The organism is Sphingomonas rosea (assembly GCF_039538065.1).
GTDB lineage: Bacteria > Pseudomonadota > Alphaproteobacteria > Sphingomonadales > Sphingomonadaceae > Sphingomicrobium > Sphingomicrobium rosea.
This window is the reverse complement of sequence record NZ_BAABBR010000001.1, coordinates 1,168,705-1,181,104: the sequence shown is the minus strand read 5'-3', so window position 1 is coordinate 1,181,104 and position 12,400 is coordinate 1,168,705. Positions and strand designations below refer to the sequence as shown.

The following is a 12,400-nucleotide window of genomic DNA, read 5'->3' as shown; positions in this document are numbered from 1 at the left end:
GCGCACCTCGGCCCGATCGGGTAAGGCAAGCCCGGGCCGGGGGGAGCCAGGGGGCATGAACAGTATCACGTCAGGCGAGCGGATCGCCACGCTGGACGTCATTCGCGGTGTCGCGGTGATGGGCATTTTCTCGGTCAACGTGATCGATTTCGCGATGATCCAGCCGGCCTATTTCAACCCCGCGGCTTATGGCGGGCACACGGGCGCGAGCCTGCTCGTCTGGGCGCTCAACATGCTGTTCATCGACGGCAAGATGCGCGCGCTCTTCTCGATGCTGTTCGGCGCCTCGATGCTGCTGGTGATCGAACGGGCAGAGGCCAGCGGCCGCGGCGGGTGGGCGACCCACTGGCGCCGGATGCTCGTGCTGCTGGGCTTCGGCCTCCTCCACTATTTCTTCGTCTGGAAGGGCGACATCCTGACGCTCTACGCCGTCTCGGGGCTGGTCGTATTCCTGTTCCGCCGCAAGGAGCCCCGCAAGCTCGTGGTCGCAGGCGGTATCTTCGTCATCCTCAGCATGGCGCTGCTCGGCGCCTTCGCCGTCAGCGTCTGGCAGAGCGATCTCGCCGCGCACGCCCCCGGCGCCACCGCCGCCCAGATCAAGCAATGGAACGAGAGCGGCGGATTCTGGTATCCCTCGGCCGCGCGGATCGAACGCGACCGCCTGCTTTACAGCGGCGACTGGTGGTCGCTCGTCGTCGACAATCTGCGTGGGTGGGGATCGCTCGTCGGCAATCTCATCGGCGGCTCGATCGAGACGATCGGCCTGATGCTGATCGGCATGGCGGCCTACAAGTCTGGCCTTCTGACCGGCAAGTGGAGCGACCCGGCCTACCGCCGGCTTGCCCTCTGGGGCATCGGCGTCGGCCTCCTCGGCCACGCGCTGCTGGTCTATGGCGACATCGCCTCGCGCTTCTATTCGCCGCTCATCATGGGCGGCTTCCTCGCGGCCATGTCGCCGTTCCGGATCGTCCAGGCGCTGGGCTATGCCGCGCTTCTCGCGCTCGTCGTCCGCCGCGGCCGAAGCAGGCTCCTCCCGCGCCTGCAGGCGGTGGGGCAGACCGCTTTCTCCAACTATCTCGGCACCAGCCTCGTCGCGACCTTCGTCTTCTACGGCTGGGGGCTCGGCCTCTACGGCGACCTGTCGCGCTGGCAGGCGTGGCTCCTCGCGCCGCTCGTCTGGGCGGTTATGCTGACCTGGTCCAAGCCCTGGCTCGAACGCTTCAACTATGGTCCGCTCGAATGGGCCTGGCGCTCGCTCTCGCGCGGCAAGCTGCAGCCGATGCGGCGGGGACCGGCAGTTGCGGCAGCCCCGGCCGGATAGGGCTCAGAGGCGGCCGAAATTCTGGTTGTTGGCGCGGCGTCCGAAGCCGCCCGACTGGCCCGGTCGGCTCTTCAGCGGGTTGGTCGCCTCGTCGAACATGCCGATGGTCGCTTCCCACAGCTGGCGCAGCTTGACCACGTCCGCGACGAGTTCGTCGGGGAAGCGCCGGGTCTCGATGCACAGGCGCGCGGTGTTCTCGATCAGCTCGGCCACGGTCGCCAGCGGATCGGCGCCGAACTGGCGCGCCTCGCCCTTGATCGTGTGCGCGGGGATCACCAGCGCGACCGTGTTCTGCTCGCGCATCGCCTGCTCGATCGCGGCGACCGACTTCTGCCCGTCCTCGCGGAAATAGGACAGGATCCGGATAAAGCCCGGCCCGAGTTCGGCCCGTGCTTTCTCGAAATGCGCCCAATCGACGACGTCGCCGTCACTCACGTTCACTCTGGTCCCCTCTGGCACGCCACCAGCGGAAAATAGGGCCGAGAGGTAAAGACGGGGTTATTTTTCGTCGAACGGGTTCTTGGGCGCCCGCAAGGTCATGCGCAGCGGCACGGCGCCGAGGTCGAACGCCTTGCGCAGGCTGTTGAGGAGATAGCGCCGGTAGCTTTCGGGAAGCTTGTCGACCCGAGTCCCGAACACCACGAAGCTCGGCGGGCGCGCCTTCACCTGCGTGATGTAGCGCAGCTTGATCCGCTTGCCGCTCGGCGCGGGCGGCGGGTTCTGCTCGACCGCGGCCTCGAACCAGCGGTTGAGTTCGCCGGTCGAGACGCGCCGGTTCCAGCCCTCGCGCAGCACGAACGCCGCGCCGAGCAACTGGTCGATCCCCTTGCCGGTCGCGGCCGAGACGGTCAGCAGCGGCACGTCCTTGAGCTGGCTCAGCCCTTCCTCGAGCGCGGCCTTGACCCCGTTGAACAGCGACGAGGCATGTTCGGCGACGTCCCACTTGTTGAGCGCGATCACCAGCGCGCGGCCTTCCTCGATCACCTGGCTGGCGATCTTGAGGTCCTGCACCTCGAGCCCGCGGGTCGCGTCGAGCAGCAGCACGACCACCTCGGCCATGTCGATCGCCCGGCGCGTGTCCATCACCGACAGTTTCTCGAGCTTGTCCTCGACCTTGGCGCGCTTCCGCAGGCCCGCCGTGTCGACCAGCTTCACCTTGCGGCCCTGCCACTCCCAGTCGAGGCTGATCGAATCGCGCGTGATCCCCGCCTCGGGGCCGGTGATCATCCGGTCCTCGCCGAGCATCCGGTTGACGAGCGTCGACTTGCCCGCGTTGGGCCGGCCGACGATCGCAAGGTGCATGGGGCGCATGGGATCGTCGGAATCGAGCTCTTCCGCCGGTTCCTCCTCCTCGCGCTCGACGAAGGGGCGGAGGCTCTCGAACAGGTCGACCAGCCCCTCGCCATGCTCGGCCGACAGCGCGATGGGCTCGCCGAGCCCGAGCGAGAAGGCTTCCAGCCGGCCGCTCTCGCCCTGCCGCCCCTCGGCCTTGTTGGCGGCGACGATTACCGGCGTGTCCTCGGCCCGGAGCCAGCGCCCGATCTCCTCGTCGAGCGGAGTCACGCCCTCGCGCGCATCGATCAGGAACAGGGCGACGTCGGCCTCGCGCACCGCCGCCTCGGTCTGGCGCCGCATGCGGCCCGGCAGGCTCGCCGGATCCTCGTCCTCGAAGCCCGCCGTATCCATGATCTGGAATTCGAGCCCGAGGAGCTGCGCATCGCCCACCCGCCGGTCACGCGTGACGCCCGGCCGGTCGTCGACCAGCGCGACGCGCTTGCCGACGAGGCGGTTGAAGAGGGTCGACTTGCCCACGTTCGGGCGCCCGACAATGGCGACGATGGGTTGGGGCATGGTGGGGCTCTTAGCGAAAGATTGGGAAGGAAACCACGTCACCGCTCCCCAAAGGGAGAACGGTCACGATGCGAGTGAGGGGTCCTCGCCACGAGACGAGAACCCCTCCGTCCGCCACAGGCGGCTGCCACCTCCCCGAACAAGGGAGGGAAGAAATCAACGATAAGCGTGCAGGCGCGCGCGGTCGTCGAGGATGTAGAGCGTGTTGTTCGCCACGACCGGCGACTGCGTCACCGGGGCGCCGACGCTGGTCTGGCTCTGGAAGGCGCCCGTCGCCGGATCGAGGTTGATGAGCGCGCCATTGTCGCCCGCCACGATCAGCCGCCCGCCGGCCAGCACCGGACCCGCGTAGGAGATCGGGTTGCGCTTGACCTTGGGCCGCTCGAACTGGGCGAGCTGGTTGATCCAGCGGATCTTGCCGGTGTTGCGGGCGATCGCCATCACCTTGGCGTCGTCGGTCACCACGAACACCCAGTCGCCCGCGACCCACGGCGTGGCGATGCCGGCAAGGTTGAGTTCCCAGATGCGCTGGCCGCTAATGAGGTCGAGCGCGACCATCCGGCCGCCCTGGCCGAGCGCAAACACCTGCCCGTTGTCGATCACCGGCGAGGCGTCGATGTCGGACAGGGTCGCGACGCTGGTCGAGATGGAAGTGCGCGACAGCGCATCCTGCCAGACCGCGCGGCCGTTCTCGTAGCGATAGGCGTTCAGCTCACCCGACGAGAAGCCCGCGACGACGGTGCCCTGCGCGAAGGCCGGGGCGGCGCTGCCGAACACGCCGGCGATTTCCACCGCGGCGGTGGCCGACCAGTTCTGCTCGCCCGTGGCGGTCTTGAGGCTGTAGAGCTGGTTGTCCTGGCTGATCACGTAGAGCGTGTCGCCGGCCACCGTCGGAGCGCCGCGCAGCGGGCCGCCCGGGCGCTTCTTCCACACTTCGGCGCCATTGCTGGTGTCGAGCGCGACGACATAGCCGAGGCCATTGGTCGCGTAGAGGCGGTTGCCCTCGACCGAGACGCCGCCGCCGAACAGCGAGTTGTTCTTGCCCTTATCGGTGCCGAACTGGACCGCCCAGCGCTGGCCGCCGGTCGCCGCGTCGAACGCCCGGACGGTGGAAAGCGTGTCGATCGTATAGACCGTGCCACCCGACACCACCGGGGCGGCGTTGAGCCGCGCGTCGAGGCTGCTGCCCTGGCCGATCGAATTGACCCAGGCCTGCGCGACCGTGGCGCCGAGCGCCGGATGGCCGCCCGACTTCGACGGGGTGTTGCCCGGCTGGGTCCACGCATCGTTCACCGCCGGGGAGGGGATCGAGAAGGGGAGGGCGGCGGTGGAGGGATCGACCTGGACGTCGGGATCGGTCGACAGGACCGACACGCGGTTGCCGATCACCGGCGTCTTGGGGCGCGACTTGCCGACCACGCCGCAGCTCGCGAGCAGCGAGGCGGTCAGCGACAGGATGACGACTTTACGGATCATGATGGAATGTCTGCCTTCAGCGAGCGGCGGGCGCCGCCGGAATGTTGAGCCCCGCGGCGAGCTGTTCGGCCCGCGCGCGCAGCGTCGGGGGCACGGTCTGCTCGGCCGCGATGGCATTGAGGAGGGCGACAGCCTCCGGGCGGCGGTTGGCCTTGAGCATCGCCAGCGCGGTCATCTCGCCGGCCGAGCCGAACCAGGCATTGTCCTTTACCGCCAGCGGCTGGAGCCGGGCGATGACCTCGTCGGGCTTGAGGCTGTCATATTCGAGCTGCGTCTGGCGCACGGTCGCGGCGTCGCGATAGGCCTGCGGGACGCTCTTGTCCTCGGCCACCGCCTTGTACTGCGCGATCGCGGTCTTGCGGTCGCTGTCCTGGAGCGCCAGCGCGGCGCGGGTCAGGCGGACCGCGCCTTCCATGCTGCCGTTGGTGTTCTCGGCCAGCGCGTCGAGCCGTCCGGCCGAGCCCGACGACTTGGGCCCGCCGATGTCCTGCAGGATCGCGGCAAAGGCCTCGCTGTTCTCGGCCGCCTGGGTGGCCTGCCGATCCTTCCAGAACAGCCAGCCGGCCACCGCCAGCAGCAGCACGATCGCGGCACCGATGAAGACCTTGCCGTAGCGCTTGACCACGGCCTCCGCCTGGTCGCGGCGCAGGTTTTCGTCGACTTCGCGGATGAAGGTTTCGCTGGTTTCGCCGGGCGCCAGAGCCAAGAACTCATACCTCTTGAAAGAACGTGGCCGAGCGTTTCGCCGACCCGTGATGAACGCAGGATTAGATCAGCGAGCGCGTCTAACCGCTTTTGCGGCCAGCGGCTAGTTCTTGGGTCGGTAGGTCTGGTCGGCGGTCGGGAAGGACCGTGCCTTGACCTCCTGCGCATAGGTCTCGACCGCCGCGCCGATCCGGCTGGCGAGGTCGTCGTAACGCTTCACGAACCGCGGCGTGCGCTCGAACAGGCCGAGCATGTCCTCGGTCACCAGCACCTGTCCGTCGCACTCGGCCGACGCGCCGATGCCGATCGAGGGCACGGGGATCGCCCGCGTGATCTCGGTCGCCAGTTCCTCCATCACGCCCTCGAGGACCACCGAGAAGGCGCCCGCTTGGGCGACCGCGATCGCGTCGGCCTTGATCTTGGCCGCTTCCGCCTCGCTCCGCCCGCGCGCGCCATAGCCGCCAAGCGAATTGACCGCCTGCGGGGTGAGCCCGACATGGCCGATCACCGGGATTCCGCGTTCGGTGAGGAAGCGCACGGTCGGCGCCATCGCCTCGCCGCCCTCGAGCTTCACCGCCGCGCAGCCCGTTTCCTTCATCACGCGTGCCGCGCTGGCGAAGGCCTGCTCCGGGCTCGCCTCATAGCTTCCGAACGGCATGTCGACCGCGACCAGCGCGTGCCAGCTTCCCCGGACCACCGCCGCGCCGTGATTGCACATCATGTCGAGCGTCACCGGCACCGTGCTCGGCAGCCCGTAGATCACCTGTCCGAGGCTGTCCCCGACCAGCAGCATCTCGCAATGCGGGTCGAGCAACTGCGCCATCCGCATCGTGTAGGCGGTCAGCATCACGATCGGCTGCTCGGTCCTGCCGTCGACCTTGCGGCCCTTGAGCCCGGGCACGGTCATGCGCTTGCCCGGCACCGGCGAGGGAGTCGCGCGGCTGGTCGCGGTGTCGAGGGTGAAGGTGCTCAAGCGAGCCACCCCCGCTGCGCCGAATGCCGCCCGAACCAGAAGCTCGTCCAGCACAAAGCGATCACGATCACCGCCGCCACGCCATTGCCCTCGGTCGCAAGCTCGCGCACCGCCGGCACGACCGCAAAGGGCAGGAAGGTGCCGATCGCGCCGAGCAAGGAGACGAACAGCAACGGCACCGCCCAGCGCTTGCGCAGCAGCAGCCCGACCGCGCCCGCCAGCCCCGACCAGACCGCGATCGCATAGACCGCCGTCTGCCACTTGGGCATCACCTCCATCAGCGCGCGCTGGTCGGCCGGCACGCTCGCCGGATCGGCGGTCACCGTCATCAGATAGCCCGCGACGCCCGCCAGCATGAACAGCAGCACGCCGATCGCGGCCGCCCAATACCAGCCCCGGAAGGGCTGCGGGCGGAAGGCAGTGGTGTCGGTCATCGTCATTCTCCCCCTAGAGAAGGCGGCCAGCATAGCGCCCCCGCCTGCCCCTGTGAACGCGCGCGCTCAGGCTGCTTCGGCCGGTGCCGGCGCCTTCGGCAGAAGCCACAGGAATACCCCCGCCGCCGCCGCGATGGCCGCGCTCGCGAGGAAGGTCGCGCCCGGCCCGTCGCGGTCCCACAACATGCCCCCGCCGAGGCTCGCCAGCAGCAGCCCGATCCCAGTCGCGACGTTGAACAGACCGAACGCCGTCGCCCGCAAGTTCGCCGGCGCGACGTCGGCCAGCAGCTTGGCGAACAGCCCCTGCGTCAGCGCCATGTGCGCGCCCCACAGCGCGACGCCCACGACCAGCCCCGCAAGGCTCGTGGTCGTGGCCAGCACCGCATTGCCGACGATCAGCAGCCCGATGCCCGCCGTCAGGATCAGCCGTGGGTCCTTGCGGTCCCCGAGCGCGCCCGCCGGATAGGACAGCAGCACGTAGGACAGGTTGAACACCACCAGCACCAGCGGCGCGGTTGCGAGGCTCAGCCCCGCCTCGGCCCCTTTCAGCACGAAGAAGCTCTCGGAGAAGCGCGCCAGGGTGAAGAGAAAGGCGACGAGGATGACCCGCCGGCAATCCTTGTCGACCTCGCGAAAGCTCCGCCACAGCGCCGGGGCCTTGGCCTCGCGCACCGCCCGCTCGGGCTCGCGCAGGAAGATCAGGATGATGGCCACCGACACGAAGGCCGGGATGACCGCGATCCAGAAGATGCTTCGGATGTCGCCCGCCAGGGCGATCATCAGCCCGGCGGCGGCCAGCGGCGCCAGCAGCGCCCCCACCGTATCGAGCGCCTGCCGCAGCCCATAAGCGGCGCCGCGCTGCTCGGACGGGGTCTCGTCGGCGATGAGCGCGTCGCGCGGTGCCCCGCGAAGCCCCTTGGCAGTGCGGTCGACGAGCCGCGCGCCGAGCACCGTCAGCGGCGTGCCCGCGAGCGCGAACAGCGGCTTGGTCACCGCCGCCATGCCGTAGCCCGCGAGGATCCACGGCTTTCTTTTCTGCTGCTTGTCGGAAAGCCGCCCGCCGATCAGCTTGGCAAAGCTAGCGGTCGCCTCGGCCACCCCGTCGATGGCGCCAAGCATCGCCACGCTCGCCCCCAGCGTCACCGTCACGAACAGCGGCAGCAGCGCGTGAATGATCTCGCTCGACAGGTCCATGAACAGGCTGACGAAGCCGAGCACCCAGACCGAGCGGGGCAGGGCGCGGCGGGTAGGGGATAATGGCAAGGTCGCTCTCTCCGTCACCCCGGATTTGCTCCGGGGTCCACCTGCCGTTCTGGAGAAGAAGGGGGATGCCGGGTCAAGCCCGGCATGGCGAGAAACTACCCTTTGGCTTTCTTCCGCCGCGTCTCCCAGCCCTTCTTCGCGGCCGCCGATCGGTCGCGCGAACGGCCCGAGCCCGATTCCTTGCCCCCGCCGTCCTGCTTGTTGACCGTCGCCCACGCCCGACGCTCGGCCTCCTTCGCGCTCAGTCCGCGCTTCTCATAGCCTTCCTCGATATGCTCGGCCTTGCGGCGCTGCTTGTCGGTGTAGGCCCCCTTGTCACCCTGCGGCATGGCATTTCTCCTCGGCTGCCATTGCTGCAACGCACCAATTCGACTAAGGGCGCGGGCGAACCTCTCCCAAGGAAAACCGATGGAACTCCGCAACGTGGCGATCATCGCCCACGTCGATCATGGCAAGACGACCCTCGTCGACCAGCTCTTCCGCCAGTCCGGCACCTTTCGTGACAACCAGCGCGTCGAAGAGCGCGCGATGGATTCGAACGACCTCGAAAAAGAGCGCGGGATCACGATTCTCGCCAAGTGCACCTCGGTCGAATGGGCCGATGCCGAAGGCGAGGCGACCCGAATCAATATCGTCGACACGCCGGGCCACGCCGACTTCGGCGCTGAGGTCGAGCGCATCCTCTCGATGGTCGACGGCGTGATCCTGCTGGTCGACGCCGCCGAAGGCCCGATGCCACAGACCAAGTTCGTCACCGGCAAGGCGCTCGGTCTCGGCCTCAAGCCGATCGTCGTGGTCAACAAGATCGACCGCCCCGACGCGCGTCCGGCCGAAGTGCTCGACGAATGCTTCGACCTGTTCCTCAGCCTCGACGCCAATGACGAGCAGCTCGATTTCCCGGTGCTCTATGCGTCGGGCCGCAACGGCTATGCCGGCCGCGAGGACACGGTTCGCGACGGCGACCTGACGCCCCTGTTCGAGACCATCGTCAGCCACGTGCCCGCGCCCGGCCTGCCGATCCACGGCGAGTTCAAGATGCTCGCCACCCTGCTCGACCGCGATCCGTTCCTCGGGCGGATCCTCACCGGCCGAGTCGAATCGGGCACGCTCCACATCAACCAGCCGATCCGGGCGCTCGACGTCGACGGCCACAAGGTCGAGGAAGGTCGCGCGACCAAGATCTTCGCCTTCCACGGCCTCGAGCGCGTGCCGGTCGAGCAGGCGCAGGCGGGTGACATCATCGCCATCGCCGGCCTGATGAACGCGACCGTCTCGAACACCATCGCGACGCCGTCGGTGACCACGCCAATCAAGGCCCGCCCGATCGATCCGCCGACGCTCGCCATGAGCTTCGCGGTCAACGACAGCCCCTATGCCGGCCGCGATGGCGACAAGGTCCAGAGCCGCGTCATCCGCGAGCGCCTCGAGCGCGAGGCCGAGACCAATGTCGCGATCCGCGTCACGGTCGCGCACGACAACGACAGCTATGAAGTCGCCGGTCGCGGCGAGCTCCAGCTCGGCGTGCTGATCGAGACCCTGCGCCGTGAGGGCTTCGAGCTGTCGATCAGCCGTCCGCGCGTGCTGTTCCAGGACGGCCCCAGCGGCCGCGAGGAGCCGTATGAGACCGTCGTGATCGACGTCGACGACGAATATAGCGGCACGGTCGTCGAGAAGATGAGCCAGCGCAAGGCCGAGATGACCGACATGCGTCCCTCGGGCGCCGGCAAGACCCGCCTGACCTTCAGCGCGCCCTCGCGCGGCCTGATCGGCTACCACGGCGAGTTCCTGTCGGACACGCGCGGCACCGGCATCATGAACCGCCTGTTCGAGAAATATGGCCCCCACAAGGGCGTCATCACCGGTCGCCAGAACGGCGTCCTGATCTCGATGGAGAAGGGCAAGGCGCAGGCCTACGCCCTGAACGCGCTCGAAGACCGCGGCATCATGTTCATCTCGCCCAACGATGATCTCTACGAAGGCATGATCATCGGCGAGAATGCCAAGCCGCAGGACCTCGAGGTTAATCCCTTGAAGGCCAAGCAGCTCACCAACTTCCGCGCCAGCGGCAAGGACGAAGGCATCCGCCTGACCCCGCCGCGCAAGATGACGCTCGAGCAGGCGATCGCCTACATCCAGGACGACGAACTGGTCGAGGTGACCCCCAAGGTCATCCGCCTGCGCAAGCGCCACCTCGATCCGCACGAGCGCAAGCGCCAGAGCCGCAAGAGCGAAGCGGCCTAAGCCATCAGGACCTCCCCGTCGGACGCGCGACGGGGAGGTTTTTTTTTGCCTTCCGCCTATTTGGGTCCAGAATCGGGCAGGCGCCCCTGCATCCGAAAAGCCTGTCCTACAGCCCCCATTTCATGGCTTAAGCTCGTCGATGGGCCTCGCACCCTTCCGAGTCGGTCAATCTGCCCGCAAGCCCCTCATCCCGGGGGAAAATTTTCACGCGAGCCAAGCGCCGCCACCATCCCGTCTGTGCGTGATGATCGTGAAGTTCCGGATCGGTGCGACACCCCCGGACTATGTCAACTACGACAACTTCGGCCGCTCGGCTGATTCTCTGACGACCCGAAGTCCGCAAACTCGCTTCGGCGCTCATTGCCTTCGGTTCGTCCAACTCCTTGTCCCGACACGGGAAATGTTCCTGCCGTTCACCGCAGGACTCGCTCCGTTCACCCGTGCGGGGGTTCCCTCACGGTGAATGCCTCGTATCTGCGTTCCCACAGACGAGAAGCGAAGGAGCCGGCATCAGGGCTCCGAGGCAAGTCGGACGAAGGCTCCAGCCGCGGCGCGCAAGCGCGAGTGACATTGCGGCGGCTGGCCCCTTCGACCGCACGAGATAGAGAACAGATTGATCAAGCGACTGCCGTTGGGCCGCGTGCCCGCGATGGCTTCCCTGTTGTTCCTCGCCGGCGTGGCGAGCCCGGTGTCGGCCCAGACGGCCAAGGTCACCTACACGCCGATCAAGGCGCCGGTCGCGCTCGCCGCGCCGGTCGCCAGCGCCACGACGGCCACCACGGCCGCGAGCGCGAGCATCCTTCCTTCGCCGGTCATCCCGACGGTCACTGCCGGCCCCGGCACCCTTGCCGCGGCACCCGGCCGCGCCGCGATCCTTTCCTCCACGGCCCGTCCCGTCAGCGGCCTGACACCGCCGGCCGGTGCCGCCGAGGTGCGCCCGGCCGTTACTCATGCGAGCCTGTGGCCGCTGATCTACGCCAAGATGAGCAACACCGCCGAGCTCACCGAGCAGGAAGAGTGCATCGCGGTCGCGGTCTACCACGAAGCCAGGGGCGAGCCGTTCGACGGCCAGCTCGCGGTCGCCGAAGTCATCATGAACCGCGCGGCCTCGGGTCGTTATCCCGGCAGCTGGTGCGAAGTCGTCAAGCAGCCGTGGCAGTTCAGCTTCGTCAATCCGCGCACCGGCAGCATCCCGCGGGTCAATCGCGAGAGCGCGTCCTGGTCCTACGCCAAGGCGATCGCCCGCATCGCGACGACCAATGCCGCCGACGCGATCCCCGCCGACGTCCTTTGGTACCATGCCGATTATGTCGCGCCGAGCTGGGGCCGCCGTCTCGCGATGGTCGAGAAGATCGGCGCGCATCTCTTCTACCGGGCCTTCGCCCGCAGTTAACAGGCGTTTCCACTGACGTCTTGGCGTCAGTTGCTTTCGGCTCACCGATAATCGGGAGAGTCCGGGATTCGCACGGCCGTTGCGCTTTGCAACCTTATCCACAGGGCGGCACCGCCGCCGGGAGGGTGCTAAGGTGCTGAAGATCCTGATTGTCGAGGATGAGCGGCCGCTGGCCGAGACGCTGCGTTACCTGGTCGAGGACAATCCCCGTTACCGCGTGGTCGGGATCGCCGAAGATCTGGCGAGCGCGGTGGAACTGCTCGAACGCGACGAACCCGACCTCGCGCTGGTCGACCTCCACCTCGCGCGCGGCTCGACCGGCTTTTCGGTCGCGGTGCGACTGAACGATGCCGGCGTGCCCTGCCTGTTCGTGACCGGCCGCGCGCCGGGCTTCGCGATGCCCGACCTGGCGCTTGGTCTTCTCCTCAAGCCGTTCACCGGCAACGACGTCCACCGGGCACTCGCGCTCGCCGAGGACGTCATGCGCGGCCGCGAGACGCTTCGCCCGCGCATTCCCCGCAATCTCGAGCTCTATGACGGGGAGACCGAGGAAGTCGAATTGCCCGAACCCGCCTTTGTCGCGCCGCGGCGCGGGCTCAAGGCCAGGCTCGAACGCTGGATCGGCGGCACGACCCACTGAAACTAATGGGATTATCGAGGCGTTAAATCGGTCAAGAACCTTTTGATCGAGTTTTTGCCGTGCCCCACCCACTGCTCTTCGGCGCTGCCCTTGCGGCAGTGCT

At 67.9% G+C, this 12,400-nt stretch carries 12 protein-coding genes; 4 read left to right on the top strand and 8 right to left on the bottom strand.

The genetic code is table 11. The features are described from left to right. Nucleotides 1-55 precede the first annotated feature (55 nt). On the top strand, nucleotides 56-1,321 hold the full coding sequence (locus ABD693_RS05890) for a DUF418 domain-containing protein (RefSeq protein ID WP_344696091.1): 1,266 nt from the start codon (nucleotides 56-58) through the stop codon (nucleotides 1,319-1,321). Between the two features lie 3 nt (nucleotides 1,322-1,324). Here ABD693_RS05890 and ABD693_RS05885 read toward each other — a convergent pair whose 3' ends face one another. The 8 genes from ABD693_RS05885 to ABD693_RS05850 form a co-directional block, all read right to left on the bottom strand. After that, complete coding sequence (locus tag ABD693_RS05885) at nucleotides 1,325-1,762, bottom strand: Hpt domain-containing protein (protein WP_344696090.1); 438 nt, start codon at nucleotides 1,760-1,762, stop codon at nucleotides 1,325-1,327. A gap of 57 nt (nucleotides 1,763-1,819) precedes the next feature. Beyond that, nucleotides 1,820-3,172, bottom strand: a complete 1,353-nt coding sequence (der, locus tag ABD693_RS05880) for a ribosome biogenesis GTPase Der (protein WP_344696089.1) — start codon at nucleotides 3,170-3,172, stop codon at nucleotides 1,820-1,822. A 156-nt stretch (nucleotides 3,173-3,328) separates the two neighbouring features. Further along, nucleotides 3,329-4,648, bottom strand: a complete 1,320-nt coding sequence (locus tag ABD693_RS05875; RefSeq protein ID WP_344696088.1) for an outer membrane protein assembly factor BamB family protein — start codon at nucleotides 4,646-4,648, stop codon at nucleotides 3,329-3,331. 16 nt (nucleotides 4,649-4,664) lie between these two features. Then, on the bottom strand, nucleotides 4,665-5,354 hold the full coding sequence (locus ABD693_RS05870) for a tetratricopeptide repeat protein (RefSeq protein ID WP_344696087.1): 690 nt from the start codon (nucleotides 5,352-5,354) through the stop codon (nucleotides 4,665-4,667). Between the two features lie 102 nt (nucleotides 5,355-5,456). Beyond that, nucleotides 5,457-6,326 carry a 3-methyl-2-oxobutanoate hydroxymethyltransferase gene (gene panB / locus ABD693_RS05865; RefSeq protein WP_344696086.1) on the bottom strand — a complete coding sequence of 290 codons (870 nt, stop codon included), beginning with the start codon at nucleotides 6,324-6,326 and terminating at the stop codon, nucleotides 5,457-5,459. After that, a complete protein-coding gene (locus tag ABD693_RS05860; RefSeq protein ID WP_344696085.1) occupies nucleotides 6,323-6,760 on the bottom strand; it encodes a hypothetical protein in 438 nt (145 codons plus the stop codon). Before ABD693_RS05860 ends, panB begins: the two co-directional genes overlap by 4 nt. A 66-nt stretch (nucleotides 6,761-6,826) precedes the next feature. Further along, entirely contained in the window at nucleotides 6,827-8,023 is a 1,197-nt protein-coding gene (locus tag ABD693_RS05855) for an MFS transporter (protein WP_344696084.1), read from the bottom strand. Between the two features lie 95 nt (nucleotides 8,024-8,118). Next, nucleotides 8,119-8,352, bottom strand: coding sequence for a plasmid stabilization protein (locus ABD693_RS05850; RefSeq protein ID WP_344696083.1), 234 nt, complete (start codon nucleotides 8,350-8,352; stop codon nucleotides 8,119-8,121). Nucleotides 8,353-8,431: 79 nt separating this feature from the next. Between ABD693_RS05850 and typA the strand changes: the two genes are divergently transcribed. From typA to ABD693_RS05835, 3 genes are all read left to right on the top strand, one after another. Then, nucleotides 8,432-10,264 (top strand): translational GTPase TypA, encoded by a 1,833-nt coding sequence (gene typA / locus ABD693_RS05845; RefSeq protein ID WP_344696082.1) that lies wholly within the window; start codon nucleotides 8,432-8,434, stop codon nucleotides 10,262-10,264. Between the two features lie 649 nt (nucleotides 10,265-10,913). Then, complete coding sequence (locus tag ABD693_RS05840; protein WP_344696081.1) at nucleotides 10,914-11,657, top strand: cell wall hydrolase; 744 nt, start codon at nucleotides 10,914-10,916, stop codon at nucleotides 11,655-11,657. A gap of 133 nt (nucleotides 11,658-11,790) precedes the next feature. Then, nucleotides 11,791-12,297, top strand: coding sequence for a LytR/AlgR family response regulator transcription factor (locus ABD693_RS05835; RefSeq protein ID WP_344696079.1), 507 nt, complete (start codon nucleotides 11,791-11,793; stop codon nucleotides 12,295-12,297). Nucleotides 12,298-12,400: the final 103 nt, after the last annotated feature.

What these genes read in the sequence shown, in the direction of transcription:
- ABD693_RS05860 (WP_344696085.1), bottom strand. Translation starts at nt 6,760, where the DNA reads ATGACCGACACCACTGCCTTCCGCCCGCAGCCCTTCCGGGGCTGGTAT.
- typA (WP_344696082.1), top strand. Translation starts at nt 8,432, where the DNA reads ATGGAACTCCGCAACGTGGCGATCATCGCCCACGTCGATCATGGCAAG.
- ABD693_RS05890 (WP_344696091.1), top strand. Translation starts at nt 56, where the DNA reads ATGAACAGTATCACGTCAGGCGAGCGGATCGCCACGCTGGACGTCATT.
- ABD693_RS05840 (WP_344696081.1), top strand. Translation starts at nt 10,914, where the DNA reads ATGGCTTCCCTGTTGTTCCTCGCCGGCGTGGCGAGCCCGGTGTCGGCC.
- ABD693_RS05850 (WP_344696083.1), bottom strand. Translation starts at nt 8,352, where the DNA reads ATGCCGCAGGGTGACAAGGGGGCCTACACCGACAAGCAGCGCCGCAAG.
- ABD693_RS05875 (WP_344696088.1), bottom strand. Translation starts at nt 4,648, where the DNA reads ATGATCCGTAAAGTCGTCATCCTGTCGCTGACCGCCTCGCTGCTCGCG.
- der (WP_344696089.1), bottom strand. Translation starts at nt 3,172, where the DNA reads ATGCCCCAACCCATCGTCGCCATTGTCGGGCGCCCGAACGTGGGCAAG.